Below are 22623 nucleotides of genomic sequence, written 5' to 3'. Positions count from 1 at the left end.
GCTGGTTTGGCTTGGACCAGCTATCTGACGGAAGGATCGACGCGGATCGGCTGCGCTGCCTGATCGACCGCGATGTGGTCGCGATCGACCGGATGATCGCCGATCAACTGGACGCGATCCTGCATCATCCGCGGTTGCAACGGTTTGAAGGCTCCTGGCGTGGCCTCGACTGGCTGGTCAGCGGCATCGAGCCGCCGTCCCGTATTCATGTGCGCCTGCTGAGCGCTGCCTGGCCAGAGCTATGCCGCGATCTGGATCGGGCACCGGAATTCGACCAAAGCATCCTCTTTCGCCGGATCTACGAGGATGAGTTTGGGCGCCCGGGCGGCGAGCCTTTCGGGCTAATGGTCATCGACCATGAATTGACCCATCGGCGCTCGCGGCAGACGGCAAACGCCCCTCGCCCCACCGATGACGTGGCGGCACTGGCCTCTCTCGCGGCAGTTGCGGCTGCCGCTTTTGCGCCCATTGTCGTTGCGGCGTCGCCATCGCTGTTGGATGTCGATCGCTTTGATGAACTCGCCCTCTCCTTGGACCCGTCGGCACCTTTGCGAGACAGCGACCATGCCCGCTGGCGCGGCCTTGCCGCCGGCAGCGATCTTCGCTTCCTGTGCCTAACGCTGCCGCGGGTTCTGGCGCGTCCGGTATGGACATTGGATCCTGCACGCGACGGCTGCTCCTATGCGGAATACGCGCCAAAGCCGCAAGATCGTGTCTGGTCCGTTAGCGGTTATGCGTTTGCCTCAACCGTTATTCGGGCACAGGCCCAATTCGGCTGGCCCGCGGATATCAGAGGGGTGGACGCGGATCGTCTTGGCGGCGGGCTTGTGCCGGACCTCGTGCGGGAAGCTTACACGACCGATCGCAATGGCAGCTGGTGCCGCCCGTCGCTGGAATTGACCCTGACGGAGAGGCAGGATCGCCAACTGGTCGATGCTGGCATCATTCCGATCAATCATCTGCCGCATGGCAATGAAGCGGCTTTCTCCGCCGTGCGCAGCATGCATGGCCCGGCTTCATCCGAGACGAATGCGGGCGATGCCACGCCCTTGACAGCGAATGCGCGTCTTTCGGCCCAGATCAATTCTGTGCTCTGCGTGTCGCGCTTTGCCCATTACCTCAAAGTCATGGGGCGAGAGATGGTCGGCGCCTTTCTGACGGCTGAGGAAATCGAGCGGCGATTGCAGAAATGGCTGTCGAACTACACGAATGGCAATAGCCGGGGGGATGCCGAGAGCCGTGCCCGGCATCCGCTCGTCTCCAGCAAGATCCGCGTCGTGGCAGACCCCAGCAAGCCCGGCACCTTCGGCTGCGTTATGCATCTGCAACCGCATTACCAGCTTGATGACATAGATACCACGTTCCAACTCGCGACGGAATTTGTCGTGCATAGCGCAAGATCGCTGAACTGACGCCGCCATGAAACGAGGGAAAATTGACGGATCATAGTATGATTGCAGCGCAAGATTCCGTGATGGACTTGTTTCGGGCCGGGCAGTTGCAGGCGGCTATCACCACCGCCACAGCCGCCGTGCGAACGGTGCCGGGCGATGTCGGGAAGCGTCTGCTACTCGCGGAACTGCTTCTGTTCGCGGAAGAGTTCGACCGTGCGGACAAAGCTCTGGCCGCGATGGAATCGCTGGATATCTCGGTCGCACCGGGCATCGCGCCATTCCGGCAATTGCTGCGGGCCGAAATGCTGCGCCACCAGACATGGCGAGAGGCGCGTCTGCCGGAATTTCTGGGCGAACCCACACCGTCCCTCACCTTGTCTCTCAAATCGCTCGTCACATCGCTTGCCGGGGACGCGCAAGCCGCCGATGACCTAGCGCGTCAGGCTGAAGCGATCCGGCCGGCAGTCACGGGCCGGCATGACGACATCGCTTTTGATGACATCCGCGATACGGACGATATCGCGGCCGGGTTTCTGGACGTACTGACAGTCTCAGGGCGCTATTTTTGGGTGCCGTTCGAGCGTATCGAGGCAGCGCAGTTCCATAAGCCGGACCGGCTGCGCGACCTGTTCTGGCGCCGGTGCAGCCTATCGGTGAAAGACGGGCCGGAGGGTGACGTTTATCTTCCCGCGCTCTACGTCGCGCCCTCTCAGGCATCGGACGGGCTTATGACGGTCGGGCGCAAGACCGAGTGGTTCGGCGAGTCAGTGATGCGTGGACAAGGCCAGCGCGTGCTGCTGATCGGCGATGAGGGCGTTGCCGCCCAGGATCTGGGGGTTTTGACATTCGGATGAGGGTCAAATCGTGAGACGTCTGGCCTTAGCCGGTCATCAGGCGACAGCCCGCCAGCCACGCGCTTCCGTGCTCGACCGCTTGCTGGGGGAGGATGATGCCGATCCGATGGCTGATCGCCTGGACAGTTTGCGCGATGCCGTCCGCCGGGACCTGGAATCCCTGTTGAACGCACATCGGCCTTGGCGCAACGTGCCGGCCCATCTGCACCAGCTCCGTCTGTCGAGCTTCGCCTTCGGCCTGCCCGACTTTACCTCGGGCGCGCTCAATCAGCCGGAGCCGCGCGAGTTCCTGCGGCGCGATGTCGAAAACACGATCCGCCGGATGGAACCGCGTTTGACTCAGGTACTTGTTTATCTGGCCGATGAGCCCGACCGCCTGCGCTCTTTCTTGCGCCTGCGCATCGAGGCCATGCTGCGCGTGGAACCGATCGTCACCCGCATCGCGTTCGACTCGATCATTGACGTATCGACCGCGGATATGACCTTGCAATTGCGGCAGGGTGGCTGAGCATGAGCGACAGTCTGCTCCCTTACTATGACCGCGAACTGGCCGCTCTGCGCGAGCTCGCGGCGGAATTCGGCGAAGCCAATCCGAAGGCAGCCGGCCGTCTGCGCATGGGCCAGGATGCGGTGGATGACCCGCATGTCGGTCGTATGCTGGAAGGCGTCGCTTTTCTGGCAGGCCGCGTTCATCGCCGCCTGGATGACGAGTTCCCTGAATTGACGGATGCGCTTCTGGGCATCCTTTATCCGCATTATCTGGCGCCCTTGCCCTCGGCCGCGATTGCGCGCCTCACCTGCCAACCCGATGTACGGGTGCCGGTTGTGGTGCCACGCGGCACGGCGATCGAAACCGATCCGATCGAGGGCGAGCCTTGTCGTTTCAGGACAACGGCCGAGGTCAAGCTTTGGCCTATTGCTTTGGACGGCACGCGATTGAGCGGCCTGCCCTTGACGGCCCCCGTCAACCCCCAGGCGCGCGGCGCCCGGTCGACACTGCGCTTTGTGCTTAAGACGCTTGAGCCGGAAACAGCATTCGCCGATCTCGACATCGACCGGTTGCGACTTTATCTGCGCGGCCCGATCGAGCAAAGCCTGCAGCTTTATGAACTGATATGCGGTCATGCGCTTGGGCTGGCCCTGGCCGATGGGCCGAATGACCAAAGCCCGACCCTGCTGCCGGCATCTGCTATCCAGCCGGCCGGTTTCACGGGTGAGGAGGCGCTTTACCCCTGGTCGTCGCGATCCTTTTCCGGCTTTCGCCTTCTGACCGAGTATTTCGCGCTGCCGGAGAAATTCCTGTTCATCGACCTGCTCGGCCTCGATGCGCGCACGATGGTGCATGCCCGCAATCAACTGGAAGTGTTCATCTATCTCGATTGCGCTTTGCCGGAACTGGAACGCGCGCTGCGGCCAGATGTGCTCGCCCTCGGCTGCGTGCCCATGGTGAACCTTTTCCCCCGACAGTGCGAGCCCGTAGCACTGACGCATGAGCGTTCGGAATATCCGGTCACGGCGGATTACCGGCGACCGCGCAGCCTTGAGATCTGGAGGATCGAGAGCGTCCGCGAATTGCATGGCGACGGCTCGTCACGTCCCTGGCGCCCCTTCTACCGTCATGCACCGCACGACGATCAGGCCGAGGATGACGAAGCGCCGTTGGCCGGCCTCTATAATGTCGCGCGGCGCGACGCCGCAGCGTCCATCGGCGGGACAGAGGTCTTTCTCGCACCGATGGACCCGGCACTTTCCGTCGACCGTCCTGCCGACACGGTGCTGTCGATCGACGCGACCTGCAGCAATCGCGATCTGCCGGCGCGACTGCCCTTCGGTGGCGATCAGCCTCGTCTGCATTTGTCGGACGGGCTCAGTTCCGTCGCCGATCTCGCCTGCCTGACGCCACCCACGGCATCGCTCAGGCGCAGGCTTCACGATGGCCGGGCCTGGGGTTTGATCTCGCATCTGTCGCTCAGTCACCTCTCCGTTGTCGGCGGCGCCGCTGGCGCCGAGAGCCTGCGGGAAATGCTGCGCCTTTACGACCCTTACGACAATGCCGAGACGCGGGCGGCCATCGCCGGGCTCATCGCTGTTAACGCCAAGGGTGGTACGGCCCGCGTGCCCGGCGCGCGACCCGGCGCCTTCTGCCGTGGCCTGGATGTTGAACTCGTCTTCGATCCCAAGGTTTGGCACTCCTCGGGCCTTTATCTCATGGCGAGCGTATTGGAGCGCTTTCTGGCGCTGCATGCGACCATCAATTCCTTCGTGCGCACCACGGCAGTGCTGCAGGGACGTCCAGGCAGCGTCGCTCGCTTTCCGCCGCGCGCCGGCGCGCGCGTGCTGCTGTGACCATCGCCGGCGCCTTGTCCCTGCCCGATCAGCCTTTGGCCGAGGATCAGCCGCAGGACGTGGCGGAGTTCCGCCCGCAAGCCGATATCACACTTACTCCGCCGCCGAAGCCGAGCCTGCTGACGCGCCTGCTGCGCGAACCGCAGCGCTTTTCCTTCGATGCTGCGGTCATGCTGTTGATGCAAGCTGCCCGCCAATCGGATGCCGGCCGCGCGGTGCGCTTTCATGCACCGGTCGGGCTCGCCTTTCCGGCCAGCGATATGCTCGCGATACAGGTGAGACCGACGGGGTTTGCGGCGACCGTCTCGCCCATCGGGTTGACGGGTCCGTCCGGCGTGTTGCCGGGGCCTTACACGGAAATGGTGGCAGCCGAACAACGCAAACGATCGCCGGCCTTGGCCGCGTTTCTGGATATGCTGGCGCAACGCCCGATCGGCCTATTCGCCGAAGCCGGTATCAAATACCGGCCCCATCGCGTCGCTGCGGTCGCCAAGCTGGCCGGGCGCAGCGAGACGCGCGATCCGGTCCGAGCCGTGCTCATGGCGCTCTGCGGCTATGGCACGCCCGGCCTGCTGCCGCGACTGGGTTTTGCGCCCGAGACCCTCGCCTATTTCGCAGGTCATTTCGCAGCCCATCCGCGCTCGGCCGAGCGGCTGCAGGCGATCGTGTCAGACTGGTTGCGACAGCCGGTCGAGATCGAGCAATTCGCCGGCATGTGGCTGCCGCTGCGGGATGAGGAACGTTCGGCCCTGCCGCGCGCCCAGGCGAACGGCCAGGCGACTGCCAGCTTCAACCAACTCGGTGTCGATGCCGCGGCCGGCGCGCGGGTTTGGGATGTGCAATCGCGCATCGTGCTGCATATCGGGCCCTTACCCTTGCGGAGCTTTCAGGCCCTGCTGCCGCCGAGCCGGCTGCTCACCCGCCTGGTCGCTCTCGTGCGCGCCTTTCTTGGCTTCGAGACGGAATTCGCAGTCAACCCCGTTCTGGCGAAAGATGCCGTACCGCCCTTGGTCATGAGCGCCTCGGGTGGTCCCCGGCTCGGATGGGATAGCTGGCTGCCGAGCGCCGGCCCCCGCAAGGCGGACGCAACCGAGGCCGTTTTCGAAGCCGATTTTATCGAACAACGGGTGCATTGAGGTGGACGCGCGCCTTCCCGACGCTATTGGCCGCTTCAAGGTTCTGTCGCTCCTCGGGCGCGGCGCCATGGGCGTCGTCTACAAGGCCCGGGACCCGCATCTGGACCGCATGATCGCGATCAAAGTCGTCCGCGCCGATCTTTTGACGGGGCCGGACCGCGACACTTATCTCGCCAGATTCCATGACGAGGCGAGGATCGCGGCCCTCTGCCGTCACGACAATATCGTGGGCGTTCATGAATTCGGTTTTGCCGGTGGCGAGCCCTATCTGGCGATGGACTATGTCGATGGCATTCCGATCAATCGGGCCGTTTCGCGCGGCACCCGGATATCTTTGCCGGAAGCGACGCACATAGCCTTGCAGATCCTGGATGCGCTCGACAGCATGCACGACGCTGGTGTCACACATTGCGACATCAAACCCGCCAATATTTTGCTGACGCGCGCCGCTCGCCTGAAAATCACCGATTTCGGCATATCGCGCCTGATCGATATGGCGCCTGCGGGTGCGCCGTTGATGATCGGCACGCCAAGCTATATGTCGCCCGAACAGTGCCTGGGGGACAAGGTCGATCGGCGCAGCGACTTTTTTTCACTCGGCGCGGTTCTGTATGAATTGCTGACCGGCGAGCGCCCGTTTCAAGGACTGGCCTATACCGACACGGTCTTCAAGCTCATCAACCAGCCGCATCACGCGCTGAGCGCCCTGCGCCCGGAGCTTCCCACCGAAATCAGCACCATCATCGACCTTGCCCTGGCGAAGAAGCCGGAAGATCGCTTCGCCGATTCCGGCAGTTTCACCGCTGCGCTCGGGCGTGTTCCCATGGAGGACGACAAGCCCGCCGTCCTATTCGCGCGCCAAGACGGTCGGGCGTTTACGGTGTTCGACTATGCGTCGCCCGCAACCGTTCCAACTCATGGCGGTCAGGATATCGAAACCGTCAGATGGACATCACCTGCGCCGGGCCTGCCAGCGGCGGCAGACTGCCCCGAGGCTGAGCAGGACGTCGTTTCGGTCGAAAAGATCCAGGATGCGCTTGCCGATGCTGACATGGCAACGGAGCCAGCGCGAGAACGCCGCGGACGTACTACAGGAATGGGCCCGTTCTTTGCGGTATCATGCCGCAAGACAGGATATTGGCGGCAAAGGATGGTCCATACCCTCCTGTCGCCGTTCCTCGGCTATCGCCCGCAGCGGGAGGAGGATTGATCATGTCCGGTGGACAGCTTCAACCGCTTCTTCTGCTCACCTCCCCGCTTGGCGACGATACCTTGCCCATTCAGCAAAGCACGCTGCACGGCGTGGCTTTGCATGCGCAGGAGGATATCAGCCGCCCCTTCGAACTCACGCTGACCGTGGTCTCGACCGAGCGCGCCATCAGCCCGAGCGAACTGGTCTATCAATCGGTCGGCTTGACGATCCGTAAGCGTCCGCATGCCGACCGCTATTTCAACGGTATCGTGCAGAGCATGAGCGCGGTCGGCCTCGCTCAGCGATCGCGCTGGATGTACCGTCTGGATATCCGGCCCCGGCTTTGGTTCCTCAGTCAGTCGGAAGACTGCCGGATTTTTCAGAACAAGACGGCGCAGGAGATTCTGCAGACACTGTTCAGCGAGCATAATGTCAGTCCGGTCGAATTCCGTATCTACGGCGCCAAGCCGGTTCGCGAATATACGACGCAATATAATGAAACCGATCTGGCTTTTGTGCAGCGGCTGATGCGGGAAAGCGGCTGGTTCTATATTTTCGAACACACCGCGACCACGCATACGCTGATCGTCACCGACCGCAATCAGTCCTTCAAAACCGTCTCCAACCCGCCGCATTGGGTCATCCACGCCGGCAACAACGTCGATGTCTTCGACGAATGGCATGAAAGCCAAGGCACCGCCTACGGCCAGGTTCTGCTGCAGGATTACGACCCCACCCGTCCCTCCGCACCGGTCTATGGCCAGCAGACCACGACGCTCGGCATGGCGGGCTCCGCGATGCGGAGCGTGTTCAACTGGCCGGCCTTGACCTTGGACAATCAGATCGCGGCCGATCGCGCGCGCTTCGGCATTGAATCGGCCGAGGCTGCATCATCGCTTCGTCAAGGCCATGGCTATGATCAGGAGTTTTGCCCCGGTCGCCGCTTCACGCTGGCGCGGGACCCGTTCAGTGAAGCCGAGGGCATCGATTACGCCATCCGGTCCGTCACGCATGATGCAGTGGACGAGACCTGGATCGGCGGCGGCCAAAAGCCGCATTACGAGAATGTCTTCACGGCCTTCCTGCAGACCACCCCTTGGCGGGAACCGGCGGCCAATACGCGCCCGGTTATGGCCGGCATCTTCTCGGCCATCGTGCTCGGCAATGACGGCGAGGAAATCCATGCCGATTCGCTCGGCCGCATCAAGGTCCGATTGCTGTTCGATCGGCGCAAGGATACGGTCGCCAGCATGGCCACCTGGGTGCGCGTGATGCAGCCCTGGTCTGGCAATACTTGGGGCTGGCAGCATCTGCCGCGCGTCGGCGGAGAGGTCGCGGTCGCCTTCATGGACGGCGACCCGGACAAGCCCGTCGTCGTCGGCTCCTTCTACAACCAGAATATGCGCCCAGTCTTCGCGATCCCTGAGGAGCAGACGAAGCAAGGTTTCCGCAGCCGTTCGACGCTGCATGGCACGACGCAGGATTTCTCCGAACTCTCCTTCGATGACCGCAAGGGCGAGGAGCTTCTGTATATGCATGCGCAGAAGCAGATGACGACCGAGGTCGAACAGGACCAGAGTTTGACAGTCGGGCGCGACCGCACGGTTAGGGTCGAACGCGACGAGACCGTCACCGTTACCCGCAACCACAGTCTGACGAGCGAGACCGGTGAGGTCACGATAGAAGCGGCGGTCGCATTGACGCTGCGCGTCGGCGCCAATGTCATCAGCATGACCCCCGCCGGCATCAAGATCAACGGTGTCGCGATCGGTGTCGTGGCCGACGCTGCCTTATCCATGACTTCTCCTGTCATCAGCCAGCAATCGGAAGGTATCGTCTCTACCTCGGCCGCCGGCATGATCCTGTTGGACGCGCCCGATATCTTCTCGACGGTCGCGGTGGTGCCGGATCCGGAGGAAGTGGCCGTCGAGGGGGCCGAAGTCGATGCGACCGTAACCGCCGCGACGGACGCGACATGACGCCCCTCACCGCGCCGGCGCCTTATCCCCATGCCGGCAATGCATCGCCATGCGACAAGCTGAGGCCGATGCCGCTGACTTGGATCACGCTCAAACTCGGGCTTGATCGCGCATCCCCCCTGCTGGCGGATCATCCTGACTCCCCGACCTTGCTGAGGCGGCTGGAGCAGACAGGCCGCGTGGACGCAGCGCTGCGCTTGGCGGCCCATGCCCTGCCCGCGCGTGAGGCTGTCTGGTGGGCTTGCCGCTGCGCCTATTATGCCGGCGATAGTGAGCGCCGGTCAGCACTTGATGCGGCGGCAGCGGAGGCGGCCGAGGCTTGGGTGCGGCAGCCGGGCAGCGCACGTCGGGCGAAAGCCTATGCCGCCGCACAGCGTGCTCAGTTTCAATCCGCGGAGGCGCTGGCGGCACTGGCGGCCTTCTGGTCGGGCGCGCAGGCGAAGCTGTCGATGCGGCCGGAGGCTGCCGCCGCGCAGCTCTGCCAAAGCGTCGAACACGCGGTGCGCCTTGCAGGCTATCGCGGCGCACCCGCGGCGAGGCCGCAACGGCAGCGGCAATTCCTGGCCAGCGCCCGCGATATCGCCGCAGGCGGCGCCGGACATATTTCCCCGGCGAACGAGGCTTAGATGGTGCTGACACTGACGGTTCTGCGCTGCCCCGATGGTGTTCCGCCGGAAACGCGCCTGGTCTCGGGCGGCGAATTCTCGATCGGCCGCGACCTGCGGAACGACTGGGTCCTGCCCGACCCCGATCGTTTCCTGTCGAAACGGCATTGCGTCGTCAGCCTTGGCGCGACCAGTTGGCAGATCGTCGATACCAGCACCAATGGCTGCTATCTCAATCATGAAATCGAGCCCATTCGCGGCAAGCCACGCGGCCTGCGGGACGGTGACCGGATTCTGCTCGGCTCTTACGAGATCGAAGTCTCGATCCAGGACGGCGACATCGCCCATGCGCCGATTGCCTTGTCGCAGAGCCGGCCGGCAGATGCCTTGTCCTTCGCGGATGACCGTTTGACGGGGGCCCCGTTTACGCCGGTGCTTGCCGATCCGCTCAGCCTGACCGTCGGCACGTCGCCCAGCCTTGCCGCGCATTATGACCCTTTGGCCATAGCCGAAGCGGAGTTCGGCTCGGAACCTGTGATGCAGGATCACGGCTTTCTGGACGCCGCCTATCGCGCCCCGGCGCGTTCGGTCGATCTGCTGCCGGGCGACTGGGATGAGGAAGGGGCCCCGCTGCCGGCGGTGCCACCGGTCCCGGTCGAACTGCCGCCACCGGTAGCGCCGGAGGTCGAGGCCATTGCCGAGCCGCCTCCGCCACAGGCCCCGGCCCCGGCCCCGGCCCCGGAGATCGGCTCGGACGCCGATATTGCGATGGCGGCCTTCCTTCGCGGCGCCGGCATTACCCTGCCGCCCGGTACGATCCTGACCAATGGCGCTATCGACACGTTGCAGGAGCTTGGGGCCGCTTTCCGCGCCCTGGTCCATGGGTTGCGGCGCATCATGATCGCCCGCGCCTCCATCAAGGGCGAATTCCGCATCGAGCAGACGATGATCCGGCCGAGCGGCAATAACCCGCTTAAATTCTCGGCGGATGACGAGGATGCGCTGGCGGCACTGCTCAATATCGGTCGGCGCAGTGACCTGACGCCGGAGGCCGCGGTTGCGGACGCCCTGCTCGACACGCGTCTGCATGAAGTGGCGATGATGACCGCCATGCGCGATGCGGTCCGGGATCTGCTGGCGCAATATGACCCGGACAGTCTGATGGAGGCTGCTAACGGCAAGCGGGCTGCGGCCCTTCCGGCGATGCGCAAAGCCCGCGCCTGGACGCGGTTCCAGACGCATCACCAGGACATCCTGACTGCGCTGACCGATGATTTCGACAGCATCTTCGGCAAAGCCTTCGCCCGATCCTATGAGCGATCCTTGGCCGAGGCGCAGGCCCGCCAGGATAGCGAGCCAGGCGATAAGGCCGACCGCTTTGGTTGATCCCATGACGCAGCGACGCCCCGGAGACCGGCCATGACTTGGACCAATCGCATTGCCTGGCAGGAGGGGATGTTCCTCAGGGCGCAGCATTTCCAGCAGCAGGACCGTTGGGTTGAAACGCAGCTGCGCGGCAGCATCGCTTTTTTGCGCACGCATCCCTGGGGCGTGAGCTCGCTCGCCATTGCGCGCGATCTTCTCAATGCCGGCCGCTTCGCGGTGGAATCCGCGTCCGGCCTGTTCGAGGACGGCACGCCCTTCGCCTTGCCCGGGGAGACCGATCTGCCGGCACCTTTGGATGTGCCGGAAACGGCTCGCAATGTGCTCCTGTATCTGGCGCTGCCCATTGCGCAGGCCGGTGCGCAGGAAATGGCGACGGCAACGCGGCATGAAGGGCGCTACCGCGCTTTTGCCTTCGAGGCTTACGACACGCAGTCCGGCGCACCGCAACCGGCGGAACTGCAAGTCGGGCGGCTGCATCTTCGCTACATGCTGGAGACCGATGACCGCGAGGGTTATCTGTGCCTGCCGCTCGCGCGCATCACCGAAGTGATGCCTGACCGCCGCGTTGTGCTGGACCCGCGCTGGATTCCCCCCGCACTCGTCTGCTCGGCCGTGCAGCCGCTCTCGGCACTCTGCGTCGAACTTGCCGGCATGCTCAACCAGCGCGGCGAGGCGGTCGCGGCAAGGCTGACGGCCCCCGGCCACAAAGGCAGCGCGGAGATCGCCGATTTTCTGCTGCTGCAGGCCGTCAATGGTTGGCAAGTCATCATGGCGCATTATGCGGATGCCGGAAATCTGCACCCCGAGGATCTTTATCGCACATTGCTGCAGATGGCCGGCGAACTCGCGACCTTCACGGATCCCAGGCGCAGGCCCGGCACTTATGCCGCCTATCGTCACGAAGATCTCCAACGATCCTTCGCGCCTGTGGTGTCGGACATTCGCCGCTCGCTCTCGGCCGTTCTGGAACAGACAGCGATCATGATCCCGCTGCAGGAACGTCGCCACGGTGTGCGCGTTGGCGCGCTCACCGATCGCACCTTGCTGACGACCGCGAATTTCATCCTCGCCGTGCAGGCGGAAATGCCGACGGAGTCGCTGCGCCGGCTGTTCCCCGCGACCGCCAAGATCGGTGCGGTCGAGCATATCCGCGAACTCGTCAATGTCGCACTTCCCGGCATCGCGTTGCGCGCTTTGCCGGTGGCGCCACGCCAGATGCCTTTCTATGCCGGCGCGTCCTATTTCGAACTGGATCGCAATTCGCCGCATTGGCAGCAGATGCAGGCCTCGGGCGGCTTCGCGGTTCATGTCTCGGGTGATTATCCCGGCCTTACCATCGAACTCTGGGCGATACGGAGCTGACAGCCGCCATGAGCGACAATCCTTTCGCAGAGGCCGATGACAATGAGGCCACCATCATCAGGCCCATCCCCGGCGGGCGGCTGGCCCCCGGCCAACCTCTGGCCGATCCGCTTCTAGCGCCGGTCGAGGTAGAGCTGGGCACGACACCCACGGAAGCGCATCCCGGGGAATCCGGCCCGCGCTTCGCGGACCTGCCGCAAAGCGTGGGCTCTCCCATCATCTCTGCCGCGGCGGGGTGCCTCAGCCTGCTCGGGCGGTTGCGCAATGCCTTTTCGGTGCCGGACCCGCGTCTGCTGCGCGAACACGCGGTGCAGGAATTGCGGCGGTTTGAGCAGGCGCTCCGTCGCCAGAACCTGCCTATGGAGCAGTTGCGTCCGGCCCATTACGCCCTCTGCGCCTGTCTTGATGACGTTGTCCAGGCAACGCCCTGGGGCAGTCGCGGCGCCTGGGCGGATGCCTCGCTCGTTTCGACCTTTCACAACGAAGTGCGGTCGGGGGAGCGTTTCTTCGATCTGCTGGCCCAGCTCCGGCAAAACCCCGGCCAGTTCCTGCATGTGCTGGAATTGATGTATCTCTGCATGTCGCTCGGCATGCAGGGGCGCTATCGCCTGTCCCCGCGTGGCCCGGCGGAGCTCGACCGCGTGCGCGAGGAAACCTACGTCCTCATCAAGCGCAATCACGCGCCGACCGAGCCCGCCCTCTCCCCGCATTGGCAGGGGGTCGCCGCGCCCTATGAACGTCGGCGCTTCGTGCTGCCGCTTTGGGTCGGCGGGATCATCGGCCTTGGGTTGATCGGTCTCGTCTATGCCTGGGCCGTCTTCGGCCTTTCCGGCCAGTCCGATCGCTTGTTCGCTGCCGGCCTGACGCTGCCACCCGGCCATCTGCCTGCGATCAAGCGGGAATTGCCGCCAGCGGCAGTGCCGTCCTTGCCGCCGCCACCGACAAGCGCCATCAGCGTGCTGGGCGGCTTCCTGGCGCCCGAGGTGAAGCAGGGGCTGGTCAGTGTCGTCGGCACCGATGCCTTGCCGATCGTGCGTATCAACAACCGCGGTCTGTTCGCCTCCGGCAGTGCCACCGTCGAACCGCAGTTCCAGGTCCTGCTGCGACGTATCGGCGCGGCCCTCGCCCTGCGCCCCGGCCCTGTGCAGGTGCTGGGCTATACCGACAATCAGCCGATCCACACCATTCAGTTCCCCTCGAATTTCCAGCTGTCCGCCGCGCGGGCGCAGGCGGCGGCGAGCGTCATCGGTGCGGCCAGCGGGCCGAAAAACCCGATTTCCGCTGAGGGGCGCGCGGACGCCGACCCGATCGCGTCGAATGACACGCCCGAGGGTCGGGCTGAAAATCGCCGCATCGAAGTGGTGCTGCATCAGGCGGGGGCAGCCCAATGAGCAGTCTGGACGGACTACTGGCAATGCTGCTCGGCCGCTGGGTGACAAGCTTCGCCGGCCTCGCCATTGCCAGCGCCCTCGTCTGGTATCTGGGACCGCTGGTGCCGGCCCTGCGGGACCCGCTGGCGCGGGCCGCGCTGATCGTCGTTTTCGTCCTCCTCTGGGCGGCCGTAAACGGGATCTTGACTTGGCGCCGCCATCGGCGTGACCGGGCTTTGGCTGCTGGCGTTATCGAGGCGAGCCCCGAAGGCCCGCTTGCGGATGGACGGCGCGACAACCGGGCGGAGATTACTGAAGAATCCGCCAGGCTGCGGGACCGGCTGCGGCAATCCCTGGCGCTGCTGCGCAAGGCGCGCGGGCGTCGCGGCTATCTGTATGAGCAGCCCTGGTTTCTGATGATCGGGCCGCCGGGCGCCGGCAAGACGACAGCCCTGACGCAATGCGGGTTGCAGTTTCCGTTGGCCCAGCCGGATGGCACCGGGGGCTTGTCCGCCGGTTCCGTCGCCGGCGTCGGCGGCACCCGGCTATGCGATTGGTGGTTCGCGGACGAAGCGGTATTGATCGATACCGCAGGCCGCTACACGACTCAGGATTCCGATCATTCGGTCGATCGTGCCGGCTGGCTGGCCTTCCTTGACCTGCTGCGCCGCACCCGCCCACGCCAGCCGCTGAACGGCATTCTGGTCGTCATATCGCTGGCCGATGTCGGCACGATTCCGGCCGCCGAGCGCATGGGTCATGCGCTCGCCATCCGCAGCCGTATCAAGGAGGTCTCGGACCGGTTGAAGACGCGGCTGCCGGTCTATGCCGTCTTCAGCAAGGCCGATCGTATCGCGGGCTTTACCGAATTCTTCGACGACCTGGACCAACAGGCCCGTCAGCAGGTCTGGGGCATGACCTTCCCGCTGTCGCAAGGGGTGGAAGCCTTCAAATCCGAATTCCGCCTGCTGATCGACCGACTGGACTCCCGGCTGTTCGAGCGGCTGCAGGCCGAACGCAGCCCTGATCGGCGTGTGGCGATCGCAAGCTTTCCGTTGCAGATCGCGAGCCTTGAGGCGCCGCTGACGGAATTCCTGCAAGCCGCCTTCGGCGACACCCGGCTTGACCCTGCACCTTTGCTGCGCGGCGTCTATCTTACCTCCGGCACGCAGGAAGGCACGCCCATCGATCGGCTGACGGGCATGCTGGCACGCACCTTTGAGGTGGACCAGAAGCGCGCGCCCGATCTGCGCCCGGTCGTGGGCCGCGCCTATTTCATCGGCCGCACCTTGCGTGAGGTCATTCTGGGTGAGGCTTTACTGGTCTCCTTCGATCCGGCGGCCAAGCGCCGGCGCCATGTCCGGCGCCTCGCCGGATTTTCGGCGGTCGGCCTCGTCACCCTCGGCGCCTGCCTGTTGCTGTGGCGCGATGACAGCGCCAATAGCGCGGCCATCCAGCATGATCAGCTGGCACTCGACACCTATCGCCAGACCCTGGCGAGCGTGCCGCTCGACCCTGTCAACGACGACGATCTGCCGCGCATTCTCCCCGTGCTCGACGCTGCCGCGGCCTTGCCACGCCCTGGCAATGCGCCGCCGACGAGCATCGCCGCGCTTTTCGACCTCGGCCAAGGCAGCAAGGTGACGGAAACCGGCCGGCTCGCCTACCAGCACGCGCTGGACCAGGTGCTGTTGCCGCGACTGATCTGGCGGCTGGAAAGCCAAATGCGCGATCATCTCGATCAGCCCGTGTTTCTGTATGAAGCAACGCGCGTCTATCTCATGCTCGGTAATGACGGCCCGCTCGACATCAATCTGGTGAAGGATTGGATGCAGCTTGACTGGTCGACCCGCTATCCCGGTGCGGAGATGCAGCCCTTGCGTGACGCGCTGTCGCGGCATCTCTCGGTCATGCTGGCCAACCCGCTGCCCAGCATTCCGCTGGACGGCGCCCTGGTGCGCATGGCGCGCAGCGTCTTCAGCCGCATGTCCCCGGCCGAGCGTGCCTATAGCCGGATCCGGCCGACCTCCTCGCCAGCTGACGTCATGGCCTGGAGCCCGGCGTCAGCGCTCGGCAGCGCGGATGCGGCAAGCCTGTTCGTCCGCACATCCGGCCGGCCATTGACCGACAGCATCCCGGGATTCTTCACGGCGCGCGGATTCCGCGACATGCTGCTCCCTGCCCTTGCGCCGACCGCCAAGCAGATTTCGGATGAAAGCTGGGTTCTGGGACCGCAGACGAATACCGCGGCGCCGGCTGCCGATGCGCAAAACGTGCCCGCCATCGAACGGCAGGTCATCGCCCTGTACGCCAAGGATTATGAGCAGCGCTGGGACGCCATGCTGAACGATATCAGCCTGGCGCCCTTCCGGGATCATATGGATACGGTGCAGAAGCTTTACGTGATGGCCTCGCCGCAATCCCCAATGCGCGATCTGCTCGTCTCGATTACACAGCAATTGCAGCCGGCGCACGCGGCGGCCCAGGCGACCGCGCAAAGCGGCGCGGCGAAGGCCAAGCCCGATGCGCAATCGAACCAGTTGAGCGGAATCTTCACCCCGGCCGCCGCTGCGACCCCGACCACTTTGCCTGGGCACGAGATCGACGACTACTACAGGCCCCTGGTCGATTTCACCGGCCCGAGCGGCCAGGCCGCGCCGATTGCCGGCATCTTTCACCTGCTCAACCAGTTGCAAAGCGAATTAGCGCAATTGCCGAATGCCTCCAGCCCGTCTGGCGTTCTGCAGAACAGCCAGGACCCGGCACAGCTATTGCTGGCGGAGGCAGACCGGCAGCCGCAACCTGTCGCCCACTGGCTGCACCAGATCGCAGCCTTCGGCACGACGACACTCGTCAATGATGCGCATCAGGCAGCGGCGACGGCCTTCGTCGGCATGGACGGCCCGTCGAAGCTTTGCCATGCGGTGGTTGACGGGCATTACCCGTTCAACCCGCGCGCCCGGTCCGAGACACCGATTTCGAGCTTCACCAAGCTGTTTTCGCCCGGCGGTGTGCTTGACAGCTACTTCAAGACGCAATTGGCGCCTTACGTGGATACGTCCGGCAGCACCTGGCATGTCCAAGGCGTCGGTGGCGTGGCGCCACCGGTGACGGATGCGCAGATCTTGCCGTTTCAGCAGGCGTCGGTGATCCGCAATCTCTATTTTCCATCCGGCGGCCAATATCCGTCGCTGCATTTCACGATCAAACCGGTTTCGATCGATCCGCAATCGAAGAAGGTCGTGCTGGCATTGGGCCAGTCTGACATTGCCTGGCAGGCGGAAGACGCGCAGGAGACCAGTATCACCTGGCCGCAGGATGCGCTCGACAATGACAGCCTGACCTTCACGCCACCGCTGCCGACGCCGCCTTTGACCGTGCAGGGACCTTGGGCGATCTTCCGTCTGTTCAGCACGGCGCGGATGGAACACGGCAATGGGCCGACGCATTTCTTCGCCACCTTCCATGCCGGCGACCGGCAGGCCAATTTCGCGATCGAGACGGACTCGGCGTTCAATCCGCTCTACTGGCATGTGCTGCAAAGCTTCCAGTGCCCGGTGGTGCAGTGATGGACCGCGACAGCCAGGCGGACGCGACGGCAGCCGTCTTCCCCGGCTTCTTCGGCAAGCTGCCCTCACGCGGGGATTTCGTCGGCCGCGGCCTGTCGGCCCTGACCGTCTCGGCCTTGGATGCCTGGGCCAGCCAGTCCCTGAACGCGGCCCTTGCGCAATTGGCTGAGGACTGGGGACCTGTCTGGGCCGCCGCACCGGTCTGGCATTTTACGCTGCCACCCGGCCAATGCGGACCATACGGGTTGAGAGGATTGTTTTACCCGAGCATGGACAAAGTCGGACGGCGCTTTCCACTCATCGCCGCCGCCGAACTTCCCAGATCTGACCAGCAACACGAAGATAGCGAGGCTGAGGCCAATTATCACGATGCGCTGGAAGATATCTGCCGCCATGTCTTGGCGCATGACCTGGCACCGGACGTATTGTTCGCGCAGCTCTCTACGATCGCAGCGCCGGATGTTGCTCTGCCGCCGATCGGGCAATGGTGGACGGCAGGCGCGGATCACGTGCCGGCCGGCGGCTTTGAATGCGAGACCTTGCCGGATAGGGTAAGCTTCATGCGGATGTTGCAGGATTGAGCGTCGAACTCCGTCATTCCTCAGCCTCGCATGCCGGGGCCGTACGCCGTGAAAATCAGGACGCGCTTCTCTGCCGTCCTGAGATCGGACTTTTTCTTGTGGCCGACGGTGCCGGCGGCCATCGGGACGGCGCCATTGCCGCCGCCCGCGTAGTCTCCAGCGCCGCTGCATTGGAAACGGATGCGACAGCCGCCGCACGGCTGACCGCACTGCGACAAAGATTGAGCCATTTGCACGATAGTCTGCTGGATGAGATGGAAGCGCGGGAGGATGGATCGGGCACCGCCTCGACCGTCGTCGCCTTGTTGCTCGACCGCCATTTCTTCGCCTGCCTCTGGGCCGGGGATTCGCGCATTTATCTTCTGCGCGACGGTGCGTTGATCAGGCTGACGCATGATCACAGCGTCGTTCAGGAGTTGATTGATTCCGGATCGCTCGACGCACGCGAGGCCGAAAGCCATCGGGAAGCGCATGTCATCACCCGCGCTGTCGGCGCAGGCACGGCGCAGCTGATGCTCGACAAGCGGGTTGGGCAAGTGATGCCCTATGATCGGTTTTTGCTGTGTTCGGACGGGCTGACGCGCGCCTTGGATGAGCCGCTGATCCGTCGCTGTCTGGAACAAGGCGGCAATGCCGCCGGAACCTTGGTGGATGCGGCGCTGCGCCGGAAAGCGCGCGACAATGTCACCGCGGTCGTCGTGACAACCGACTAGTGAACAAGCGCGCTGTCAATCTCCGCTGCCACTGTCGCTGTCACCGTCAAAATCCCCGTCGCTGTCGGACATGTCATCATCGCCGAAGCCAAAGCGCATTGACCCGCCGCCCCCCGGAAAAGGCAGGATGCGGCCGATGGCGAGACCAAAGAATGTCGCAGTGCCGATCGCATCCTCAAAACCTGGCGCCCAGTCATGAACCGCTCGCAATTCGAGATAAATCAGCGCGAACAGCAACAGAACCAGCGGCAACATCGCTGCATTGACCGATGAAAAATGCAATTTTCGCTTCAAAACCGGGGCCAGGCGGACCATGACACGCAGATAGATTGCCGCGATAAGCGCCGCCGCCGCACAATAAATTCCCGTTTGCGTTATCATGGAACGTGGCCTCGCCGCGATGTGATCCGTCCATCGGGCCGCATCAGGCTATAGGGTCGCTGGAGTCGGACAATTCCACCAAGCATCAATAACGTCGCCTCAAGGAGCCTGATGGAAATGGGTGCCCAAGCTTACAGCATCAAGCCGGGGGACACGCTCTCGGCCATCGCGCATCGCCATCTCGGCCGGGCCTCCCTTTGGCCGCAAATCTTTGCCTATAATGCCGTGCGCCGCCGCGGCCGTCCGCCCGGATTGAAGGACCCCAACAAGCTGCGCGTGGGGCAGCGCATCTTTCTGCCGCCGCGTGTGTCCGAACACCCGCCGCATCTGCGCAATCATCTCGTCTATCGCCATCCGGCGCAGGTGACGCGTCCTGCCGTCAGCACCAATACGCAGCCAGCGACACAGGCCAATGTATTGCAGAATTCCGTGATGACCAAATCGCCCGCTTTCCCCGCAATGCCGAAGCAAAGCGGCGGCACGCATGTGAACAGTTTTGCCTTCAAATATAATCTCGATCTGCTGCCGACCATTCGTGAGGAAACGCCGGAATTCGAGTTCGAGGCGAAGTTTACCGGCCAGATCTATATCTGGGCGGACAAGCAGATCGATATTCTGACGCTGACCAAGACCGGCGCCGAGCTTCAGGCCAAAAGCCATGCCGACACGGCGCTCGGCCAACTCGTCAATAGCGGCAAGGTCACTTGGGACGGCAAGTCCAACCGCGTCACCTACGAAAATCTCATGACGACGAATGCGGTCGGTGCGCCGCCCAATATGACGGCTGTCGGCGTGGTCATGGATAGCAGCAATCCGATGCCCGCCATCCGCGTCAAATTCACGTCGCCCAGGCTCGCCGGGCGGCTGCCGCCGACCATGCTCTATCTGGCGGAGGCGATCCAGATCACGCTGGATATTCGCATGAAACCGAAAAAGCCACCTGGACCGGATGCGGTCGCAAACGGCAATTTCGCGACCATCGCACCCCCCGTCCATAATCTGACGACAGCGGCCCCCGCGCAAAGCCGGCCGAGCGCCGTTGCCGTCACGGCAACGGGATCATCCCGCGCGTGGTGGGACCGGCCGAGCATTCTGCTGCCCGGTGCGGCCATCCTGCTGCTCGCGGTCGCTGCCAGCAATGTCGTAACCTGGGGAGCCGATGCCGAGGTTGACCCGGCGGCCGTCGGCGCGGCCGATGCCATGATCACGCGAGGATTGGCGGCCAGAGTGGCAGCGCGCGGCTTTGCCGCACCGGTCCTTGCCCATTGACCGCCCTTCGCACCGCGCTGTTCGCCATCGGCCTGACCGGCGCTGCCTCCCTGCTCGCGGTTCCCCGCGCTCAGGCCGCCGACGATACGGCGTCTCTCCGCCTCAGGATCGCCAGCCTTTGGCATGTGACCCTGGTGGAAAAGGACCTCACCACGCAGGTCGTGCCGCTGGTCGCGACGCCAGACCGACCCGTCGCGATGCGGGATCTATCGACCGCGAATCAGGCGGCCTGCCTGCAGGCCATCGTCATTGCCTTCCAAGCCTATCCAGCGCCATTCATCTCGACCCTCGTGCAGAAGGTTGCTTTGGCCGATCACATCAGCGTTTGGAAGATTGATGTCGGCGGCTTCCATGCACCCGGCCTGATCGCCCTCAATTGTCAGGATGCCGCCGACAATCAGGCCTTCGACCGTGATTCCCTTCATGACGAATTGGCGGCTTTGCTTTTGGCGACAACGCCGGTCGATCGCACCGGCTGGCAGGCATTCAACCCGCCGGGCTTCCGCTACGGCGATATAGAGAGTTACCGCGCGGAGTTGCGGGATCCGCATGGCCGCGCGGGCGATGATGCGCTGCATCACGATGGCTTCGTCTCCGCGCTCGGGCTGACCGGGCTGGAGAATGACTTTCAGACCTATGCCGAACGCATCCTTGGCCATCCGCAGGAATTCGCGGAACTTCTACGAGAGCAGCCCGCAATGCGGGGCAAGGCTCGCATGGTCATGGCACTCTATCTGCACCAGGCGCCTGCTCTGGCAGCGCAATTCGCCTCCTCCGGTCTTACGGATGCCGCTCAAGCGAGATGATCGGCAACGCAAAACCGGAGATTGCTCATGGGCTAGAGCAGAGGCGGCCAGGTTGTCCTGTCTAACAGCCTGACGACGCCCGCAGCGACTTGCTTTTTCCGCGAACCGCACGCGCCGGCTTAGCCCGCTTCGCCAGATGGGCCTTTATCCGCTCCACCTCGGACCCCGTCACTTTCAGCGGGGCGCAACCCAGAACATCCCAGGCGATATGCGAGAAATCGGCATGCAGCACGATCGGCTGTCCGCCGTTCGCGAACATGCCGCGGCCGCCGGATTCGAGGTAGCTCTCGGTCCGCAATCCTTCGGAGAGCAAAATCTCATGCTGGGCCAGTTGGACGTGGTGATAGACGACGTGCTGCGCGGTCTCATCCACCCTGATCGTGGTGCCGTTGATGAGATACTTCACCGGCACCAGCACTCCCTCGGCATAGATCGCATGATCCGGCGACAGCAGAAGGTCCCTTGCCGGCAGGTTCGGTGCGAAAGCGCCGCGCTGCACGCGCACAGGACGCACCTTCTCCGGTGCCGGATGGCGGCTGATATCGACCGCACGATGGCCGACCCACACGATAGGCCTCATACGCCGCTTGCCCGTGGTCACCGTCACCACGCGGTCCCCGGCCTTCAACGCTTCCACGGCCACTTCGCCCTCGGCGGTCATAATGCGCGTGCCGGCAGCGAAACAGGGCAGGACATCGACGGTTAGGATAAGATCGCCGCTGGCATCCGTGGTCGTCGAGAAATCGTTTGCCGTGTAGTCCCCTTCCATCTGGATGGTCGCGACCGTCGTGATCGGAATGCCCAGCACGCTGCTGGACTGGGTGATGGTCACGACACCATCGGCATAGGTCTCACTGGCGCCGCCAAAGCCGGTCAGGACGATGCTGTCACCTTGCTGGAAACCGGCGACGGTGCTGGCGAAGTCGGCGGCATCGTCAAGAACGAGACTATCCGTGCCGTCCAGGAACTGAATGTCCTGACCGGCCGCAGCGCTCGCGCCAAGTTCAACCTGCGCGCCGTCGCTGAGCGACGTCACGCCGCCGCTGCCCTGAAGATCGGCGAAAACCTGCAAGCTGCCACCATTCACCACGATGGCACCGGTATTGGAGAAGGTATTGACACTTTCGATGGTGGCCAGGCTGCCGCTCGCCACGCTCAGCGTCCCGGCATTGATGAATGCGTCAAAGGGTTGGATTTGCAGATCGGCGCCGCTGGCGACGGAGAGCAGCCCATCATTGGTGAAATCAGTCGTGCCGATAATCAGAGTGCCGGCCGCGGCATCCGCCACGATCGCCCCATTGTTGATGACACTGCCGGCACCGGTTATGGCATCGCTGACGAAGCCAGACGTCGTCTGGATCACCGAGCCGCTGCCGAGCGTTAATGTGCTGTCGACCTGCAGGGTCGATACGTCATCCGCATTGCCGATGGTGATAGTGGTGGCGTTGAGAGTCTCGGCATCCGCCACTTCCAGCGTGCTGTCGGCACCCGTCAATGCGATAGTGCCAGGCGATGTTCCGTCAATGCCTGTGATCGAGAAGCCGCCCTGAACCACGACCGTGTCGCCGTCCCCGATGGTCAGCACGCCCTCGATCGTGTCGGCCTGGAAGGTGCTGACATCAAGCCCCAGCGTGCCGCCGTCCAGCACCAGCGTCGCATTCGCCAGCGTGCCGTAATTGT

At 64.0% G+C, this 22623-nt stretch carries 18 protein-coding genes; 16 read left to right on the top strand and 2 right to left on the bottom strand.

What is annotated here, in order from left to right; all coding sequences use genetic code 11:
• The first annotated feature begins 11 nt into the window (after positions 1 to 11).
• The 14 genes from tssC to ACELLULO517_RS12385 all read left to right on the top strand — a co-directional run bounded on the left by tssC (position 12) and on the right by ACELLULO517_RS12385 (position 18487).
• Entirely contained in the window at positions 12 to 1412 is a 1401-nt protein-coding gene (gene tssC, locus ACELLULO517_RS12450; protein WP_227307719.1) for a type VI secretion system contractile sheath large subunit, read from the top strand.
• Between the two features lie 62 nt (positions 1413 to 1474).
• Positions 1475 to 2248, top strand: coding sequence for a type VI secretion system accessory protein TagJ (locus tag ACELLULO517_RS12445; protein ID WP_227307718.1), 774 nt, complete (start codon positions 1475 to 1477; stop codon positions 2246 to 2248).
• A gap of 10 nt (positions 2249 to 2258) precedes the next feature.
• Positions 2259 to 2756 (top strand): type VI secretion system baseplate subunit TssE, encoded by a 498-nt coding sequence (tssE, locus tag ACELLULO517_RS12440; RefSeq protein ID WP_227307717.1) that lies wholly within the window; start codon positions 2259 to 2261, stop codon positions 2754 to 2756.
• Positions 2757 to 2758: 2 nt separating this feature from the next.
• Positions 2759 to 4594 (top strand): type VI secretion system baseplate subunit TssF, encoded by a 1836-nt coding sequence (gene tssF / locus ACELLULO517_RS12435; protein WP_227307716.1) that lies wholly within the window; start codon positions 2759 to 2761, stop codon positions 4592 to 4594.
• Positions 4591 to 5730, top strand: coding sequence for a type VI secretion system baseplate subunit TssG (gene tssG, locus ACELLULO517_RS12430; RefSeq protein WP_227307715.1), 1140 nt, complete (start codon positions 4591 to 4593; stop codon positions 5728 to 5730). The genes tssF and tssG overlap by 4 nt, the downstream gene beginning before the upstream one ends.
• Before the next feature lies 1 nt (position 5731).
• Positions 5732 to 6940, top strand: a complete 1209-nt coding sequence (locus tag ACELLULO517_RS12425) for a serine/threonine-protein kinase (RefSeq protein WP_227307714.1) — start codon at positions 5732 to 5734, stop codon at positions 6938 to 6940.
• A gap of 2 nt (positions 6941 to 6942) precedes the next feature.
• Positions 6943 to 8901 (top strand): type VI secretion system Vgr family protein, encoded by a 1959-nt coding sequence (locus ACELLULO517_RS12420; RefSeq protein WP_227307713.1) that lies wholly within the window; start codon positions 6943 to 6945, stop codon positions 8899 to 8901.
• Positions 8898 to 9527, top strand: a complete 630-nt coding sequence (locus tag ACELLULO517_RS12415; protein ID WP_227307712.1) for a DUF6931 family protein — start codon at positions 8898 to 8900, stop codon at positions 9525 to 9527. Before ACELLULO517_RS12420 ends, ACELLULO517_RS12415 begins: the two co-directional genes overlap by 4 nt.
• On the top strand, positions 9528 to 10892 hold the full coding sequence (gene tagH, locus ACELLULO517_RS12410; protein ID WP_227307711.1) for a type VI secretion system-associated FHA domain protein TagH: 1365 nt from the start codon (positions 9528 to 9530) through the stop codon (positions 10890 to 10892).
• Positions 10893 to 10925: 33 nt separating this feature from the next.
• Positions 10926 to 12254: a type VI secretion system baseplate subunit TssK gene (gene tssK, locus ACELLULO517_RS12405; RefSeq protein ID WP_227307710.1), complete on the top strand. Its 1329-nt coding sequence runs from the start codon at positions 10926 to 10928 to the stop codon at positions 12252 to 12254.
• 8 nt (positions 12255 to 12262) lie between these two features.
• Positions 12263 to 13645, top strand: coding sequence for a type VI secretion system protein TssL, long form (gene tssL / locus ACELLULO517_RS12400; protein ID WP_227307709.1), 1383 nt, complete (start codon positions 12263 to 12265; stop codon positions 13643 to 13645).
• Positions 13642 to 17193 carry a type VI secretion system membrane subunit TssM gene (gene tssM, locus ACELLULO517_RS12395; RefSeq protein ID WP_227307708.1) on the top strand — a complete coding sequence of 1184 codons (3552 nt, stop codon included), beginning with the start codon at positions 13642 to 13644 and terminating at the stop codon, positions 17191 to 17193. The genes tssL and tssM overlap by 4 nt, the downstream gene beginning before the upstream one ends.
• Complete coding sequence (tagF, locus tag ACELLULO517_RS12390) at positions 17193 to 17774, top strand: type VI secretion system-associated protein TagF (protein WP_227307707.1); 582 nt, start codon at positions 17193 to 17195, stop codon at positions 17772 to 17774. The genes tssM and tagF overlap by 1 nt, the downstream gene beginning before the upstream one ends.
• Positions 17771 to 18487: a PP2C family protein-serine/threonine phosphatase gene (locus ACELLULO517_RS12385; protein WP_227307706.1), complete on the top strand. Its 717-nt coding sequence runs from the start codon at positions 17771 to 17773 to the stop codon at positions 18485 to 18487. Before tagF ends, ACELLULO517_RS12385 begins: the two co-directional genes overlap by 4 nt.
• 15 nt (positions 18488 to 18502) lie before the next feature.
• Here the strand turns inward: ACELLULO517_RS12385 and ACELLULO517_RS12380 are convergent, their stop codons facing one another.
• Positions 18503 to 18868 (bottom strand): hypothetical protein, encoded by a 366-nt coding sequence (locus ACELLULO517_RS12380; RefSeq protein WP_227307705.1) that lies wholly within the window; start codon positions 18866 to 18868, stop codon positions 18503 to 18505.
• Between the two features lie 117 nt (positions 18869 to 18985).
• Between ACELLULO517_RS12380 and ACELLULO517_RS12375 the strand changes: the two genes are divergently transcribed.
• Positions 18986 to 20137, top strand: a complete 1152-nt coding sequence (locus tag ACELLULO517_RS12375; protein ID WP_227307704.1) for a LysM peptidoglycan-binding domain-containing protein — start codon at positions 18986 to 18988, stop codon at positions 20135 to 20137.
• Positions 20134 to 20943 (top strand): hypothetical protein, encoded by an 810-nt coding sequence (locus tag ACELLULO517_RS12370; protein ID WP_227307703.1) that lies wholly within the window; start codon positions 20134 to 20136, stop codon positions 20941 to 20943. Before ACELLULO517_RS12375 ends, ACELLULO517_RS12370 begins: the two co-directional genes overlap by 4 nt.
• Positions 20944 to 21004: 61 nt before the next feature.
• Here the strand turns inward: ACELLULO517_RS12370 and ACELLULO517_RS12365 are convergent.
• The coding region (locus tag ACELLULO517_RS12365) for a Hint domain-containing protein (protein WP_227307702.1) at positions 21005 to 22623 on the bottom strand (1619 nt) is incomplete at its 5' end.

Source organism: Acidisoma cellulosilyticum, from assembly GCF_020621385.1.
In the GTDB taxonomy this organism is placed as follows: Bacteria; Pseudomonadota; Alphaproteobacteria; order Acetobacterales; family Acetobacteraceae; genus Acidisoma; species Acidisoma cellulosilyticum.
Note: the sequence above shows the minus strand (reverse complement) of the source record. Positions and strands in the feature narration are given on the sequence as shown.